We start from the raw sequence: 13,864 nt of genomic DNA, 5'->3' as shown, positions 1-13,864 counted from the left end.
TTTAACATTATTGTCTTCGGATTTGCTCATTTAAAAATATCATCCTTGAAATTGCATGTAGTATTATTCCAGTAAATATCATGAAAGCCCCTATAATTGTAAGCATCACCATAAGGAGTGTAGGCCCGAAGCGCAGGTATCCTCCTAGATAGTAGTCCTGTAAAAATTTCAGTCCCATAAGAAAACCTGTAGAAGCCATAATCAGCCCTGGAACCGAAAAATAATACAGAGGCCGTCTGTATTCCATGTCCTTAAGGATGCGGAACAGGACTCTGGGCCCGTGTATGAAAGGATGTTCGCTTGAGCAGTCCTCAAGATCATATCTGCAATGGATCTCCACTTCAGTAAACTTCAGTTTGTGATCTCTGGCCTGGATGAGAATCTCAGAGCCTGCTGACATATCTGTACCGTTCAAATTTATACTCTCAATAGCTTTTCTTCCATAGGCTCGAAACCCGCTCTGGGAATCAGTGACATTCAGACCGCCTGCCATATAAGTCGCGACATCAAGAACCTTCATCCCGAATTTACGATAAATAGGAACATTTTTACCGTTGCCATTAACAAATCTTGAGCCAATTACCAGATCGAACCCGTTTTTTAGTGGCTCAAGGAGTTTGGGGATCTCGGAGGGGTCATGTTGACCATCAGAGTCAATTATGACCATTGCATTTGCGTCGAGCCTGCGGGCGGTTTCAAAGCAGTTCTTCAGGGCTGCTCCATATCCTTTATTTGTTTCGTGCCGAACTACATAGGCGCCAAGAGACTCGGCAATGTCGACAGTATTATCGGTACTTCCATCATCCACAACTACTACTCTGTCGACGTATTTTTTGCACCCCTTTATAACATCTGCAATGACATGGGCTTCGTTATACGCAGGCATGGCTGCAATCGTAATGGCCATATGCAATCATCTACCTCTGTAAAGATAAAAGTAAGAAATGTCCTTAATAACGTAGTTTATTATAGATGAATCGGTAAAAATTTCAAATTCGGTAAATATATTTTTCAGAGTCATCGCTCCATAATTTTTAAAGGGTTTCAAAAGGTCTTTTAAGGCTATATTTACAGAGAATCGGTTGGGGGACTTTCTTTTCCTTTCTTTTGTCGAAAGAAGGAATATAAATACTCTGTAAGTGCGTCACAGCATTTAATATGAGACCTGTACCTTTTTTAAAATACGAGCTATATAAACATTTAGGCACGAAAAATAATTAACCAGTGTTCCCGACAATGAAAAATAATTAAGCTCGTATTATGGACTTGTTAGTCTGAATAATAGTTTAAAGGTATTTATTGCTTGTATAACACAACGAAATAGTGAAGGAAAAACTTACACTGATATGAGAAATCAAATTTTTTCTTGCTATACGTCAACGGGTGAAGATCTCCTGAACCAGCCCGAGATCTCTAATAAGAAAATTATAAGGACAAAGGTTTAAACGGTAGAGGTTTCTTCCGTAGAAATAGAAAAAAAGGGAAAAGTATTTTAGATATCATGCAGGAAAAAGGGAAAGATATTTTATACAAAAGGTAATTGAATAGTTCGGGTTAAAACATTCTTGAAAACTAATATAATTCAGGAAATAATCTCTGATAAATGTAAGAAAACCGGGTTAAAGCTCGGACATGTTTTTACTTTTCCGTAGTTATTTTCTCAATTGGAGATTAAAGAAGCCGGTAAGAGGAAGTCGGAAGGTTTCCGAAAAACCTCATTAGAAAACAGAAAAATGGTAGATTAGCCCGAATAACAGAAAAATTGGGAAGTCAGAAAAACATAAAATCGTTTTATGAGGAGTCATATGGCCGGAAACCAGAAGTTTCCATCTGATTTGCTATTAGTAGCAAGCCTTGTAATTCTTACGAATATTTTCGTCTTAGTTCCTGTACTTAACGGAAGTTTTATTCGCACAGCCCTTGGTCTACCCATGTTGCTCTTCCTTCCAGGGTATGCCTTGATAGCCATGCTTTTTCCGGAAAAAAGCGGACTTGAGGGGATGGAGAGGTTTGCTCTCTCTGTTGCAATGAGTGTTTCAATTGCGCCTTTGATAGGACTTGCACTTAATTATACACCCTGGGGAATCAAAGAGGTACCTTTCCTTACAAGCCTTTCCGCTTTTACCCTGCTAACGCTGGTAATAGCATACATTAGAAGGATGCATCTGCCCGCGGACAGTACATTTGAAGTCTCCTTCAGGGTTCTTGCCATTACCCTGATATCAGGGGTTATGGGAGAGTCGGAATCAAATACTGAGAAAAAACTCCGAATAATCCTGGCCCTTTCCTTCCTGATTTTGATAGTAACTGGAGCTTACGTCATTCTGATACCTCAGGAAAGAGAACCATTTACGGAGTTTTATATTCTTGGAAACAACGGGATGGCTAATAATTATACAACGGAGTACATACGGGGGGAAAGTGGTACTTACATTATAGGAATAACAAATAATGAGCACAGAACAATGGACTATACAATGGAAGTAAGGCTTGAAAATAAGTCACTGCCTCTTCCGGAAAACCTGCAGCATATCAGACTTCCCCATAATACCACTCTGGAAGAGCCTCTTGAGATTACGCCTTCTGTTGAAGGGGAGAATATGAAGCTTGAGTTCCTGCTTTTCAATGAGACTGAAAAGAATGTGCCCTACAAAGACCTGTGCCTCTGGATAAAAGTTGGAGAGGAGGTATGAAGATGGGAGCGTTTGAGGGTTTGAATATGGAGACTTCGGAAGCCGTTAAAATGAAAGCGCCTGAAAATCTGATTGAAAGGACGCCTGAGATAAAAAATAAACGGGTTTACCTTACAATACCGTGCGCGGCGATTGCTTTTGCAGAACTGTTAATTTATTCAGGAAGGGAACTTGAAGCCATAATAATGCATGCATTAATTTTGCTTGGGCTTTCTTTTTCTACGATGTTCATAAGAAATGAGGAAATTCAGAAAACCTACCAGGCGCTTATTCTGCTGCCTATCCTGCGCCTGGTAGACCTTTCAATGCCATTTTTCTATGAGGAGAAGCTTTACAACCTTATTTTCATATACGGTCTCATGACAATTCCTGTAAGTATTGCAGCCACCAACCAGGGATTTACTGGCGCGCAGCTGGGGATAACATTTAAAAAAATAGGAATATATATTCCGTTTTCAATAGTACTTGGTCTCTTGTTAGGAACGGTGGAATTTCTCATAGTAGGGGAAAATCCTCTCATCAATGATCTTTCAATTCTCAACCTTCTAGGTCTCACGATGATCATGATTTTCTTAGTGAGCCCTGTGGAAGAAATGATCTTCAGATCAATCCTGCAGAATCGGTTAGAGATAGTACTAGGCGGTAGGGAAGCATTGATAATTACGAGTATTTTATTCGGACTAATGCACTCAGGATATGGGAACATAATTGAAATTCTCTACATATCCATTGTGGGCACTCTTCTAGGCTACCTGTTTTACAGAACTCGGAGTTTGCCACTGGTCACATTAATTCATGGTTTTATCAATGTATTCTTTTTCGGGATTATCCCCCTCCTTTGAATTTTTTAATCTCAGCAACAAATTCTGAAAAATAAAAAGAAAAAGGATTAAAGGTAGCAAAGTTAGAAGAGAAAACTGCCACACAGTCAGGAAATTATGTTCCTGACTCCCTCCAATTACCAATTTTAAGAATACAATACCATTTTCAATCACGAAAGGTACGGAATAGAATAAATATGAGCAGTTCTTCCTGGTTACTGCATTTTCACTCACATTTTTTCGATTAGCTAAAATATAGGCAAATTATAGTGGTATGATAACAAGTTTTGGGTCAAAACATTAATGTTGAAACCTTTGAGTTGAAACCGTTATGCTGCAAGCCTTTTACAAAAAGGCTTGAGCGAAACCGTTGCGCCGGTTTATCACCAAGCGTTGCGCCGCTTGACCACGCCGACCACGCCGTTTTTGATCAAACCTTTTTGTAAAAGGCTTGTGATCAAACTTTTTAGTAAAAAGTTCATGCTCAAATCTTTTAAAAAAGACCTGCTAAAAGGCTTGCAGAACCTTAAAAATAAGTAAAATTTCTGTCCCATAAGTAAGCCCTCTTGAGCTAAGCGAAAAGGGCACCGTCCTCCCGAGACGGGACTCGGTCATCCCCCCTAGGCTGAGTTCGGGCGAGGCATGTTTTAAGTTGTCCTCCTGAGGGATCTGGGGGATTCCTGATGCAGCCTTTTGGGGCTCATCTGTACAAAATCAATAAAAGAGTGCGACAACCTTAAAGAGAAGAATCGCACAGAAAGAAAATAACAGTGGAATAATTCCCATATTTAAAGAAACATTAACACTATTTTTCCAATATTCTGATACCGGGAGGAAATCCCTGAGCAAAAGCAGTAAAAGTAAAACTGCCGTAGCTACTGATGCACCGTCAGGAATTCCTGGTATTACGGTCGCAGTTGAGAGCGCATCTGCTGAAATAGAATTAGAAATAGATAGACTTGTAAGCGTAGTTAGAACTCCTCGAGTTGATTAGCATACTTATTTCATAAATATGCTATATGGTATAAAAATTCTCCTCATCCCACCGACAATATTTAGAATAGAACTGTTAAATTTTAGTTTTGAAAGAAGGAGAAAATCATCTTAACAAACAACGAAGGTTCTGTAAGTTTTAGCTTACAATTGAATAAGTAAAATTAAGAATGGAAGAATGCCTGTAAAACCTTAAAAGTAGGTAAAATTCCTCTTAGTCAATGCCTTATTAAGAAAATCTCTTGATCAATGAATATTGGATTTTTAACCATCCTGAGTGGAAATTCTTACCCACGTAAACGTCCTCTATCGCTTAATCACTGGAAAATTTAAGTGAATAAAACTATATAATATTTTACGATGATACCTTCTAAATAATTAGAATGTATGTTGTGAGATTCTTAAAGCAAAAAAGATAGATTGAAATACTTATGAGAAAGGAAGAAATGGTAGATAAATAAACCAAATCGCTTAAATAATTACAAAGTATATCGAACTAAAAAATTAAGATAGTTATAGAAGTAAATTGAGTGAATATAGAAAAAGCAATAAAAATCGCCCTTAGGGGTTTATTTTGAGCGTATGGATTATCCCGATCGCCGGGAATGTGAAAACGAAAAGCTGTGTAAGATTGTACAAAAGAGTAGACAGATACTTTTATGCTCCAAAGGAAAGTTTCTCTGGTCAAACGAAAAGTCAGAGAGACGGGGGGAAAAATGAACTCCACTGAATTTAAAATTCATAATTCTTCTAAAATATATGGTACTTCTGTAATCGGGAAAGGCACAGTAATAATGGAAAATGTAATTCTGGGATACCCCGAGCACAGGGTTCTGATGGAAATCTTGAAGCAGAACGTTGAAATAGAAAATTATGATTTTCCAGGATGTACCATAGGCTCTGACTCGATTATAAGGGCTGGATCAACGATATTTTCCAACGTAAAAACTGGAAAAAACTTCAAAACAGGACATAATGTAATGATCAGAGAAAATACGGAAATTGGAGACAATGTCCTTATCGGAACCAATGTCATTATAGATGGGCACGTCAAAATAGGAAACAATGTCAGCATCCAGGGCAATGTATACATTCCGACCAACGTGATTATTGAAGATTACGTATTCATCGGGCCCTGTGCAGTTCTGGCTAACGATAAATATCCTATTCGAAAGAAGTATGATCTGAAGGGTCCTATTTTGAGAAAAGGTTCATCTATAGGTGCGAACGCCACCTTGCTTCCAGATATCGAAATTGGAGAAGGGGCAATGGTTGCGGGGGGAGCTCTTGTTACAAAAAGTGTACCCGCTTGGAAGCTTGCAGTCGGGGCACCTGCCAGAATACAAGAACTTTCTGAAGGTTTGAGGGAATTGAATCGAATATAAACTTAATAGAAAATCAATGTAAGTAAAAATAAGTTTTATTGAGATTATTTAAAGAGGTCCTAAAATGATCCCAATTGCCAAGCCCATGCTGGGTAAGGAAGAAATTGATGTAGTAACTGAGGTCTTGAGTTCAGGCATGATTGCGCAGGGTCCGAAAGTCGAAGAATTTGAGCTCGCTTTTTCCGAATATAATGGTTGTGAGTACGCAGCCGCTGTAAACTCTGGTACTGCAGCCCTGCACATTGCACTTCTTGCCCATGGCATAGGAAAAGGAGATGAGGTGATTACAAGTCCGTTCAGTTTTATTGCAACAGCAAACAGCATCCTTTACACCGGGGCAAAACCTGTTTTTGCTGATATAGAATCAGATACTTATAATATAGATCCTGAAAAAATTCAGGAAAAAATTACTCCAAAGACCAGTGCTATCATGCCTGTCCATCTCTATGGGCATCCTGCAGACATGAAAGCTATAATGGAAATTGCTGATGATAATAAACTCATTGTGATTGAGGATGCCTGCCAGTCCCATGGCGCAGAATGCCTCGGAAAAAAGGTGGGCAGCTTCGGAACAGGAGCATTTAGCTTCTACCCAACTAAAAATATGACAACCAGTGAAGGTGGAATGCTCACTACAAATGATAAGGAAATTGCAGAAAAGACAAAAATGATCCGGGCTCATGGCTCAAAAGTCCGTTATCTGCATGAAATGCTGGGTTTCAACCTGAGAATGACTGATATTGCAGCTGCAATCGGACTTGTACAGCTTGGAAAGTTAGATGGATTTACCTCTGCCAGGCAAAAGAACGCAAAAATACTCTCCGCAGGATTAGAAAAGGTATCAGAAGTTGTGCCTCCAGTTATAAAAACTGACTGCACCCATGTGTTCCATCAATATACCATCCGGGCAGAAAAGAGGGATCAACTTGCAGCTTTTCTGAAAGAAAGAGATATAGGAACAGGAATCCATTATCCTATACCCATTCATAAGCAACCTGTATACAGGGAGCTTGGATACCGAGATTCCCTGCAGGTCTCAGAAAAAGCAGCAGAAGATGTTCTTTCTCTCCCCGTGCATCCGGCGTTATCCAGGACCGATTTGCAGGAAATAGTCGAAACAACCAAAGAATTTTATGCAAAAGACTGAGTAGCTTTCCAGCCACTGCATTTTCAGAATCAGGAAGTGAGACTTTTGATCAGAGTAGGAGTAATAGGAACAGGTGCCATGGGGCAGAACCATGTAAGGATTTATAGTGAAATGGATGGTGTGGAGCTCGCAGGAATATCGGACGTAGATCAGAAACGTGTCGAGTCAATGGCTACACAATTCAAAACAAAAGCCTTTACAGATTATACGAAAATGTTTGCCGAAGGGCTTGATGCAGTAAGTGTGGTTGTGCCTACCAAATTGCATAAACAGGTTGTACTTGATGCTCTTGATGCAGGGATACATGTCCTTGTAGAAAAACCGATTGCAGATACGACTGAAAACGCGGATCTGATGATAGCAGCAGCAAAAAAAGCGGGAAAAATCCTTATGGTTGGGCACATTGAACGTTTTAATCCCGCAGTCATAAAACTTAAAGAGATTATTAATTCAGGCATTCTGGGAAAGATAGTTTCAATCTCGACCAAAAGAGTAGGACCCTATAATCCGAGGATCAGAGATGTGGGAGTAATCCTGGATATCGGTGTTCATGATATAGATGTGATCTCGTACCTTTACGGTATGAAAATAAATAGTGTTTATGCAATTGCAGGTGCAGATATTCATTCATTTGAAGATCACGCCTCAATTATCCTGCGCATGGATCATAACTTTGCAGGGGTTGTGGAGACAAATTGGCTAACTCCACACAAGGTAAGGCAGTTAACAGCGATCGGAGTTAAAGGTGTTGCTTATCTGGACTACATTAGCCAGACAGTACAGCTGCACGATAATGAGTGGATAAGAAAAGCCAAAGTAGAACACAGCGAGCCCCTGAAAAATGAACTCACCTATTTCATAGATTGTGTTGCAAATGGTAGAAACCCTAATCCCTGCGGGGAGGACGGAAAACATGCTCTTGAAGTGGCATTGGCAGCCATAAGATCCTACGAAGAGGGAAGATTAATTGAAGTAGGACAATAAGCAGAAAAGAATTCCAAAGAGGCAAAATCTGGGAATCCTCTAAAAAGATGAAAGATTTAAAAAAAATCTAAAAAATACAATTTAGAAAGTGATACGTATGAATAAATTAGAAAAACTTCTCAAGGAAAGAGGCTCAATCAAAAAAATAGGAGTACTTGGAATGGGTTATGTAGGCATTCCTTCAGCTGTTCTTTTTGCCGATACTCCCTGTTTTGATAAAGTTCTCGGCTTCCAGCGTAATTCAAAAAGCTCAAGTTACAAAATCGATATGCTCAACCGTGGAGAGAGCCCCCTCAAAGGAGAGGAACCAGGCCTTGAAGAGCTTATTAACAAAGTTGTGAAAGCTGGTAAGTTCGAATGCACTTCAGATTTCTCAAGGATATCAGAACTTGATGCTGTCACTCTTGCAATCCAAACTCCTTTTGCAAACCCCAAAGACTTGGAACCTGACTTTTCTGCACTCATTGAGGGAATAAGAAACGTAGGAAAATATCTGAGGCCAGGCATGCTCGTAGTCCTTGAGTCCACAATCACCCCGGGCACGACTGAAGGTATGGCAAAACAGATTCTTGAAGAAGAGTCAGGCCTTAAAGCTGGTGAGGATTTTGCCCTTGCCCATGCCCCTGAAAGAGTAATGGTAGGCAGGCTTTTGAAGAATATAAGGGAACATGATAGGGTTGTGGGCGGCATCAATGAGGCAAGTACTAAACGGGCTGTTGAGCTTTATTCGCCTGTATTGACTGTGGGAAAAGTAATCCCTATGAGTGCAACTGCAGCTGAGGTTACGAAAACTGCAGAGAATACTTTCCGCGACCTTCAAATAGCAGCAATTAACCAGCTTGCCCTTTATTGTGAAGCTATGGGCATAAATGTGTACGATGTCAGGACTGGAGTAGACAGCCTGAAAGGGGACGGTATTACAAGAGCTGTGCTCTGGCCTGGAGCAGGCGTTGGAGGTCACTGTCTTACAAAGGATACATATCACCTGGAAAGAGGGATTAAGCTAGGAAACAGGCAGCTTGACTATCCTGAGGGTGCAGATTCGATCTATGTACTCGCAAGAAAAGTCAATGATTTCATGCCTGTCCACATGTACAATCTGACTGTTGAAGCCCTTAAAAGGGTTGGAAAGGAGATGAAAAATTCAAAGATTGCAATGCTAGGCTGGGCTTTCATTCGAGATTCGGACGATGCCAGGAACACGCCTTCAGAACCTTACAGGGAGCTATGCCTGAAGGCAGGCGCGACAGTTACAGTGCATGACCCTTATGTTGTGAACTATCCAGGGATTGAGATCTCAGATGATCTTGAAGATGTCATCAGGAACGCAGATGCTATAGTTATTTTTGCAGGGCATAGTGCTTACTTTGATGTAAAAGCTGATTGGGTAAAGGAAGTCTCAGGTAAGGCAAATCCGGTTATTGTGGATGGAAGAAATGTGATTGAACCTGATGAGTTTATTTCCAGGGGATTTGTCTATAAGGGGGTTGGGAGGGGCGATAAAAACGAACATTTAATAGTGTGAACATAGTTCTCTTTGAGAAATTAGTTCAGTCTTTCAAATCTGGAAATAAGGGTGAAAACGATGATCGAGACACTAGAACAAAACGAGGAATTGTGGAATCTATTTACCAAAAAAGAAGAATACAACTTGTACTTCTCTGACCAGTACGATAGATTTCCTTACTATTTAAGCGGTCAAAGAAACGTTTTTGATCCAAATGTTTCCAGATTTCTAGTAGAAAAGGGTTTATGTCCTGAGTATCCGGATGGAAGGAAGTTTGCAGTTTGCCTTACTCATGATATTGATGTAGTATATCCGGAGAAATTCTACCCCATAATTGAGACTGCCAAGGCATTTGCCAGAGGGAACTTTATAGATGCCATGAAAGCACCTTTTTCCAGAATTAATAAAAAGTGTAATCCCTACTGGAACTTTAGAGAAATAATGGAGCTGGAAGCAAAATACAACGCTAAATCCAGCTTTTATTTTATGGCTCTGCGCCCTGGAGAACAGGATTTCAATTATGAAATTGCGGATCTCGAAACCGAATTAAAGTTCATATCTTCCCACGGATGGGAAGTAGGCCTGCATGGAGGGCATGAGTCTTACAAGAGTTTTGAGGATGTGTTAGAAAAAAAACAGAGGCTTGAGAGGGTTCTCGGCAAGCAAATTATAGGGTACAGAAATCATTTTTTAAGGTTTAGAGTGCCTGATACATGGGAACTGTTGAGTAAAGCCAATTTTAAGTATGATACAACATTCGGATATGCAGATTGCGCAGGTTTTAGAAATGGGATGTGCCATCCCTTCAGGCCTTATAACATAAATACCGGAAAACAAATCGATATCCTTGAGCTTCCTCTAATAGTTATGGATCGAACTTTATTAAGAAGTTACATGCGACTTGACATTAAGCAGGCCTGGGAACTCATAAAAAGCCTTGTTGATAAGGTTGAGCAGTATAATGGCGTAATTACGGTCCTGTGGCATAATAATACAAGCATTGAGGGAGAAAGCCTTAAATATTACGAAAAATTCCTCAAATATGTCTCTGGTAAAAAAGCCTGGATTGCAAGTGGAGAAGAAATATACAACTGGTGGTCCACTAATGTTGAACCGAAATACTGGAAAACATGCCCATAACCTTGTATTCAACAGATAACTACTGGTCATTGGATAAATCAACTATTTTTGAATAAATAAGGTAATTAATCAGGCCAAGAATTATTAATTAACCCCTCAAGCAGGCTTGATTGATAAACCTATTTTCGGCTGCGTATGCCTGATACCTGATAAACTGATTGCTACCAGTGTATAATGTTAAGTTCTGTTCAAACTCTATTTATAACTGGCTTCCTGTCAGAAACCATAAAAGGAACCTATAATAAAGTAATGTTGAGGGGAGTGAAGGGAAATAATATTCTCAATTGTTACGTAAGTTGGGGAAGCCGATAAATTTATTTAGGGAGGGCTTATTTATAGGGGGGCTTAGAGGGGAAAGTCAGAGATCCGATATCAACCTGAGAATATCATACCCCAGGATTGTGTTTTCAAGATAAAAGCCTCTTGAGAATACAGGAACACATGGAGATCAGCTCTAAAGGAAACTTTTTTAAGGTACTGGATATGGATGAGACGACAGCAGATGCAGCAGAAAAACGATTGGGTAACAGCAAGAAGGAAAGCTTTGCTCTCGATGTGCTAACACTTGCAGGCGGGACAACCTTTGCTCAAATCCTTATGATTCTATCTGCTCCTGTATTGACCCGCTTGTATGGGCCTGATGATTTCGGGATCTGGGCTCTGTACATCTCTATTACCAGCATTATCAGTGTCATTGCATGCATGAGGTATGAGTATTCTATAATGCTGCCTGAATCGGACGAAGAAGCTGTAAACCTGTTAGTATTGAGTTTTCTAGCAGTATTGTTTATAAGTGGTTTAACATTTTTAGCCATATGGTATCTCAAAGAACCTATAGTTAATGTCCTGAATTTTCAGCAAATAGGAGATTATCTCTGGTTTGTGCCTCCGTTCATTTTTGTAAACGGGCTATTTCTTGCACTGAATAACTGGAATTCAAGAACAAAACTCTTCAAGAGACTTTCCCTTTCAAAAGTTTTCAGTTCGGTTTCGAGTACTACAACGCAGGTAGGGCTTGGGCTTATAGAGAAAATCGGTGCAGGCGGATTGATAACTGGAAGCGTTGTAGGTCAGTCTATTGCAACATTTGTACTTGGAGGACAGATCTGGAGAGATGACAAGAAACTGATTGTGAAGAGCCTGAACTGGAAAAAAGTCTATGAGGGGTTCAAGAAATACCGCAAATTCTCGCTTTTAGACTCCTGGGCTGCCCTTATGAACTCGGTCTCCTGGCAGCTTCCTGCCTTCCTTCTTGCAGCATTTTTTACGCCTGCAGTAGTAGGTTTTTATTCTCTTGGCTTTCGTCTCCTGCAGCTGCCAATGAGTTTCATAGGAAGCTCAATTTCACAGGTTTTTTTCCAGCGAGCTTCAAGAGCCTTATCCGAGGGTACTCTTCCCTCCCTTGTTGAAAATGTGTTCAGAATGCTCGTAATTATAGGCATGTTCCCAATACTGATTCTGACAATTGTCGGTAGCGATGTTTTTACGGTTATTTTTGGGAAAGCCTGGGCAGAAGCAGGGGTTTACACCCAGATCCTCAGTCTGTGGGCTTTTATATGGTTTATTTCGTCCCCATTAACTACTATATATGTAGTAGTAGAGAAACATCATTTCGGTTTTCATTATAATTTTTTCAACCTTATCACACGCCTGCTTTCCCTTACGATTGGCGGGCTGCTTGGAAACGCACGTCTAGCACTTACCCTTTTCTCAATTTCAGGAGTCCTGGTATACGGTTATCTTTGCCTGAAGATGATGTCTTATTCCGGCGTAAAGATCTCGAGAGCCTTGAAAATTTTATTTTCAAATTTCACTCTCTTTATTCCTGCAGGAGCTACCCTTATTGCTCTGAAGATCGTAGAAATAAATCAGATTCTGCTTGTTATAATTTCCGCTGCAACTATTGGGATTTACTACCTGTATATTTTAAAAACTGATGCGCAGATAAAAAAGATAGTGAGAGAGTTTAGGATGTGACGAGTTTTAATCTATTTTTCATTTCAGCAAAATAACTACTTTACTTAACTGCTCTTTTTTCTTATTTTTTCATCACACCCAAGAACTCTTACATTTTATACAAAAATTCCTTAGCTTATTTCTGAGCTTAGTTCAATCTGTCTCAATAAAGGCATCATTTTACCATTTCATGCTGTTTTTGCTTCATTCTCCAGTCCAGCTACACTATGCAGCAAGATGCCTGTCAAAGCCATGAAAATTCCTACAATGATGAACAGAATCATGAGCATTGTAGGTACAAATTGAAGATTTCCTCCCAGAAGATAAATTCTTAAGAAGTGAGTGCACATATAAAGTCCTCCGATTCCAAGAGAAATACCAGGGACCGTGAAGTAGTAAAGGGGGTTGTTGAACTTTATATCTTTTAAAACCAGAACGAGAACGCTAAAGCCGTGCTTAATCGGGCTCAAAGTTGAGCAATCAACATCGTAACGGACTCCAATTTCGACTTCTTTTATACGGAGACCGGATTTTCCTGCATCTGCCAGCATTTCACTTTCTATCGCCATGCCCTGGGCATTGAAACGGAAGACATCTTTTGTAGATGCTGCAAAGGCACGAAACCCACTCTGAGAATCAGTAATTTTGAGACCTGAGTTCAGATTGGTAACCCTATCCAGAATTTTCTGCCCAACACGGCGGTACACCGGAGTATTTTTATCCAGGCCGTTGAGGTAGCGGCTGCCGTTAACCATATCGGCTTCACCTTTGAGAATAGGTTCAACCAGTTTCGGGATATCAGCCGGGTTATGCTGACCATCGGAGTCCATTGTCACGATTACATCGGCACCAAGAGAGACTGCAGCTGTAAAGCCAGTTTTTAATGCTGCACCTTTTCCCTGATTAACTTTATGGACTATCACTTCAGCTCCGGCTTTCCTGGCAACTTCAGCTGTCCGATCCGAGCTTCCATCGTCAACAACAATTACGTTGTCTGCATAGAACCTGGTAAGGAGAACTATGCTACCAATAGAAACTTCTTCATTGTAGGCAGGAAGGATAACTGTGATATTTTTGGAAGCTGTGCCTTTACTGTACGTCTTTTCTTGGTATTTATTTGTTTGCGTCTCGCTTTTTCCTATAAGCAGTTCATTGCCCATTTTTAATAACTCCAAAATCAGACTGTGAAAATATTAATAAAATACTGGCATCTGTACAGCCAGACTATGGACTTAATT

At 40.0% G+C, this 13,864-nt stretch carries 11 protein-coding genes; 9 read left to right on the top strand and 2 right to left on the bottom strand.

The window, feature by feature from the left end; translation table 11 throughout:
- Positions 1-7: 7 nt before the first annotated feature.
- A complete protein-coding gene (locus tag AOB57_RS07560) occupies positions 8-907 on the bottom strand; it encodes a glycosyltransferase family 2 protein (RefSeq protein ID WP_054299673.1) in 900 nt (299 codons plus the stop codon).
- Positions 908-1,805: 898 nt separating this feature from the next.
- Here AOB57_RS07560 and AOB57_RS07555 point away from each other — a divergent pair.
- The 9 genes from AOB57_RS07555 (at position 1,806) to AOB57_RS07515 (ending at position 12,647) form a co-directional block, all read left to right on the top strand.
- A complete protein-coding gene (locus AOB57_RS07555; RefSeq protein WP_054299674.1) occupies positions 1,806-2,693 on the top strand; it encodes a DUF1616 domain-containing protein in 888 nt (295 codons plus the stop codon).
- Complete coding sequence (locus AOB57_RS07550; protein ID WP_226999424.1) at positions 2,690-3,535, top strand: CPBP family intramembrane glutamic endopeptidase; 846 nt, start codon at positions 2,690-2,692, stop codon at positions 3,533-3,535. The genes AOB57_RS07555 and AOB57_RS07550 overlap by 4 nt, the downstream gene beginning before the upstream one ends.
- Before the next feature lie 336 nt (positions 3,536-3,871).
- Positions 3,872-4,054, top strand: coding sequence for a hypothetical protein (locus AOB57_RS07545; protein WP_167829574.1), 183 nt, complete (start codon positions 3,872-3,874; stop codon positions 4,052-4,054).
- A 1,169-nt stretch (positions 4,055-5,223) separates the two neighbouring features.
- Positions 5,224-5,892: an acyltransferase gene (locus tag AOB57_RS07540; RefSeq protein WP_054299885.1), complete on the top strand. Its 669-nt coding sequence runs from the start codon at positions 5,224-5,226 to the stop codon at positions 5,890-5,892.
- A gap of 64 nt (positions 5,893-5,956) precedes the next feature.
- Positions 5,957-7,039 carry a DegT/DnrJ/EryC1/StrS family aminotransferase gene (locus AOB57_RS07535; RefSeq protein WP_054299675.1) on the top strand — a complete coding sequence of 361 codons (1,083 nt, stop codon included), beginning with the start codon at positions 5,957-5,959 and terminating at the stop codon, positions 7,037-7,039.
- 45 nt (positions 7,040-7,084) lie between these two features.
- A complete protein-coding gene (locus tag AOB57_RS07530; protein WP_082384308.1) occupies positions 7,085-8,023 on the top strand; it encodes a UDP-N-acetylglucosamine 3-dehydrogenase in 939 nt (312 codons plus the stop codon).
- A 97-nt stretch (positions 8,024-8,120) separates the two neighbouring features.
- Positions 8,121-9,548 carry a nucleotide sugar dehydrogenase gene (locus AOB57_RS07525; RefSeq protein WP_054299676.1) on the top strand — a complete coding sequence of 476 codons (1,428 nt, stop codon included), beginning with the start codon at positions 8,121-8,123 and terminating at the stop codon, positions 9,546-9,548.
- A gap of 60 nt (positions 9,549-9,608) precedes the next feature.
- A complete protein-coding gene (locus AOB57_RS07520) occupies positions 9,609-10,670 on the top strand; it encodes a polysaccharide deacetylase family protein (RefSeq protein WP_054299677.1) in 1,062 nt (353 codons plus the stop codon).
- Positions 10,671-11,111: 441 nt separating this feature from the next.
- The gene (locus AOB57_RS07515; protein WP_226999423.1) at positions 11,112-12,647 is read left to right on the top strand and encodes a lipopolysaccharide biosynthesis protein; all 1,536 of its coding nucleotides are present in this window, start codon (positions 11,112-11,114) and stop codon (positions 12,645-12,647) included.
- 167 nt (positions 12,648-12,814) lie between these two features.
- On the opposite strand, the gene AOB57_RS07510 is transcribed toward AOB57_RS07515, so the two are convergent.
- Positions 12,815-13,786 (bottom strand): glycosyltransferase family 2 protein, encoded by a 972-nt coding sequence (locus tag AOB57_RS07510; protein WP_048167461.1) that lies wholly within the window; start codon positions 13,784-13,786, stop codon positions 12,815-12,817.
- Positions 13,787-13,864 lie beyond the last annotated feature (78 nt).

Source organism: Methanosarcina flavescens (assembly GCF_001304615.2).
GTDB lineage: Archaea > Halobacteriota > Methanosarcinia > Methanosarcinales > Methanosarcinaceae > Methanosarcina > Methanosarcina flavescens.
This window is presented reverse-complemented; position numbering and strand designations above follow the sequence as displayed.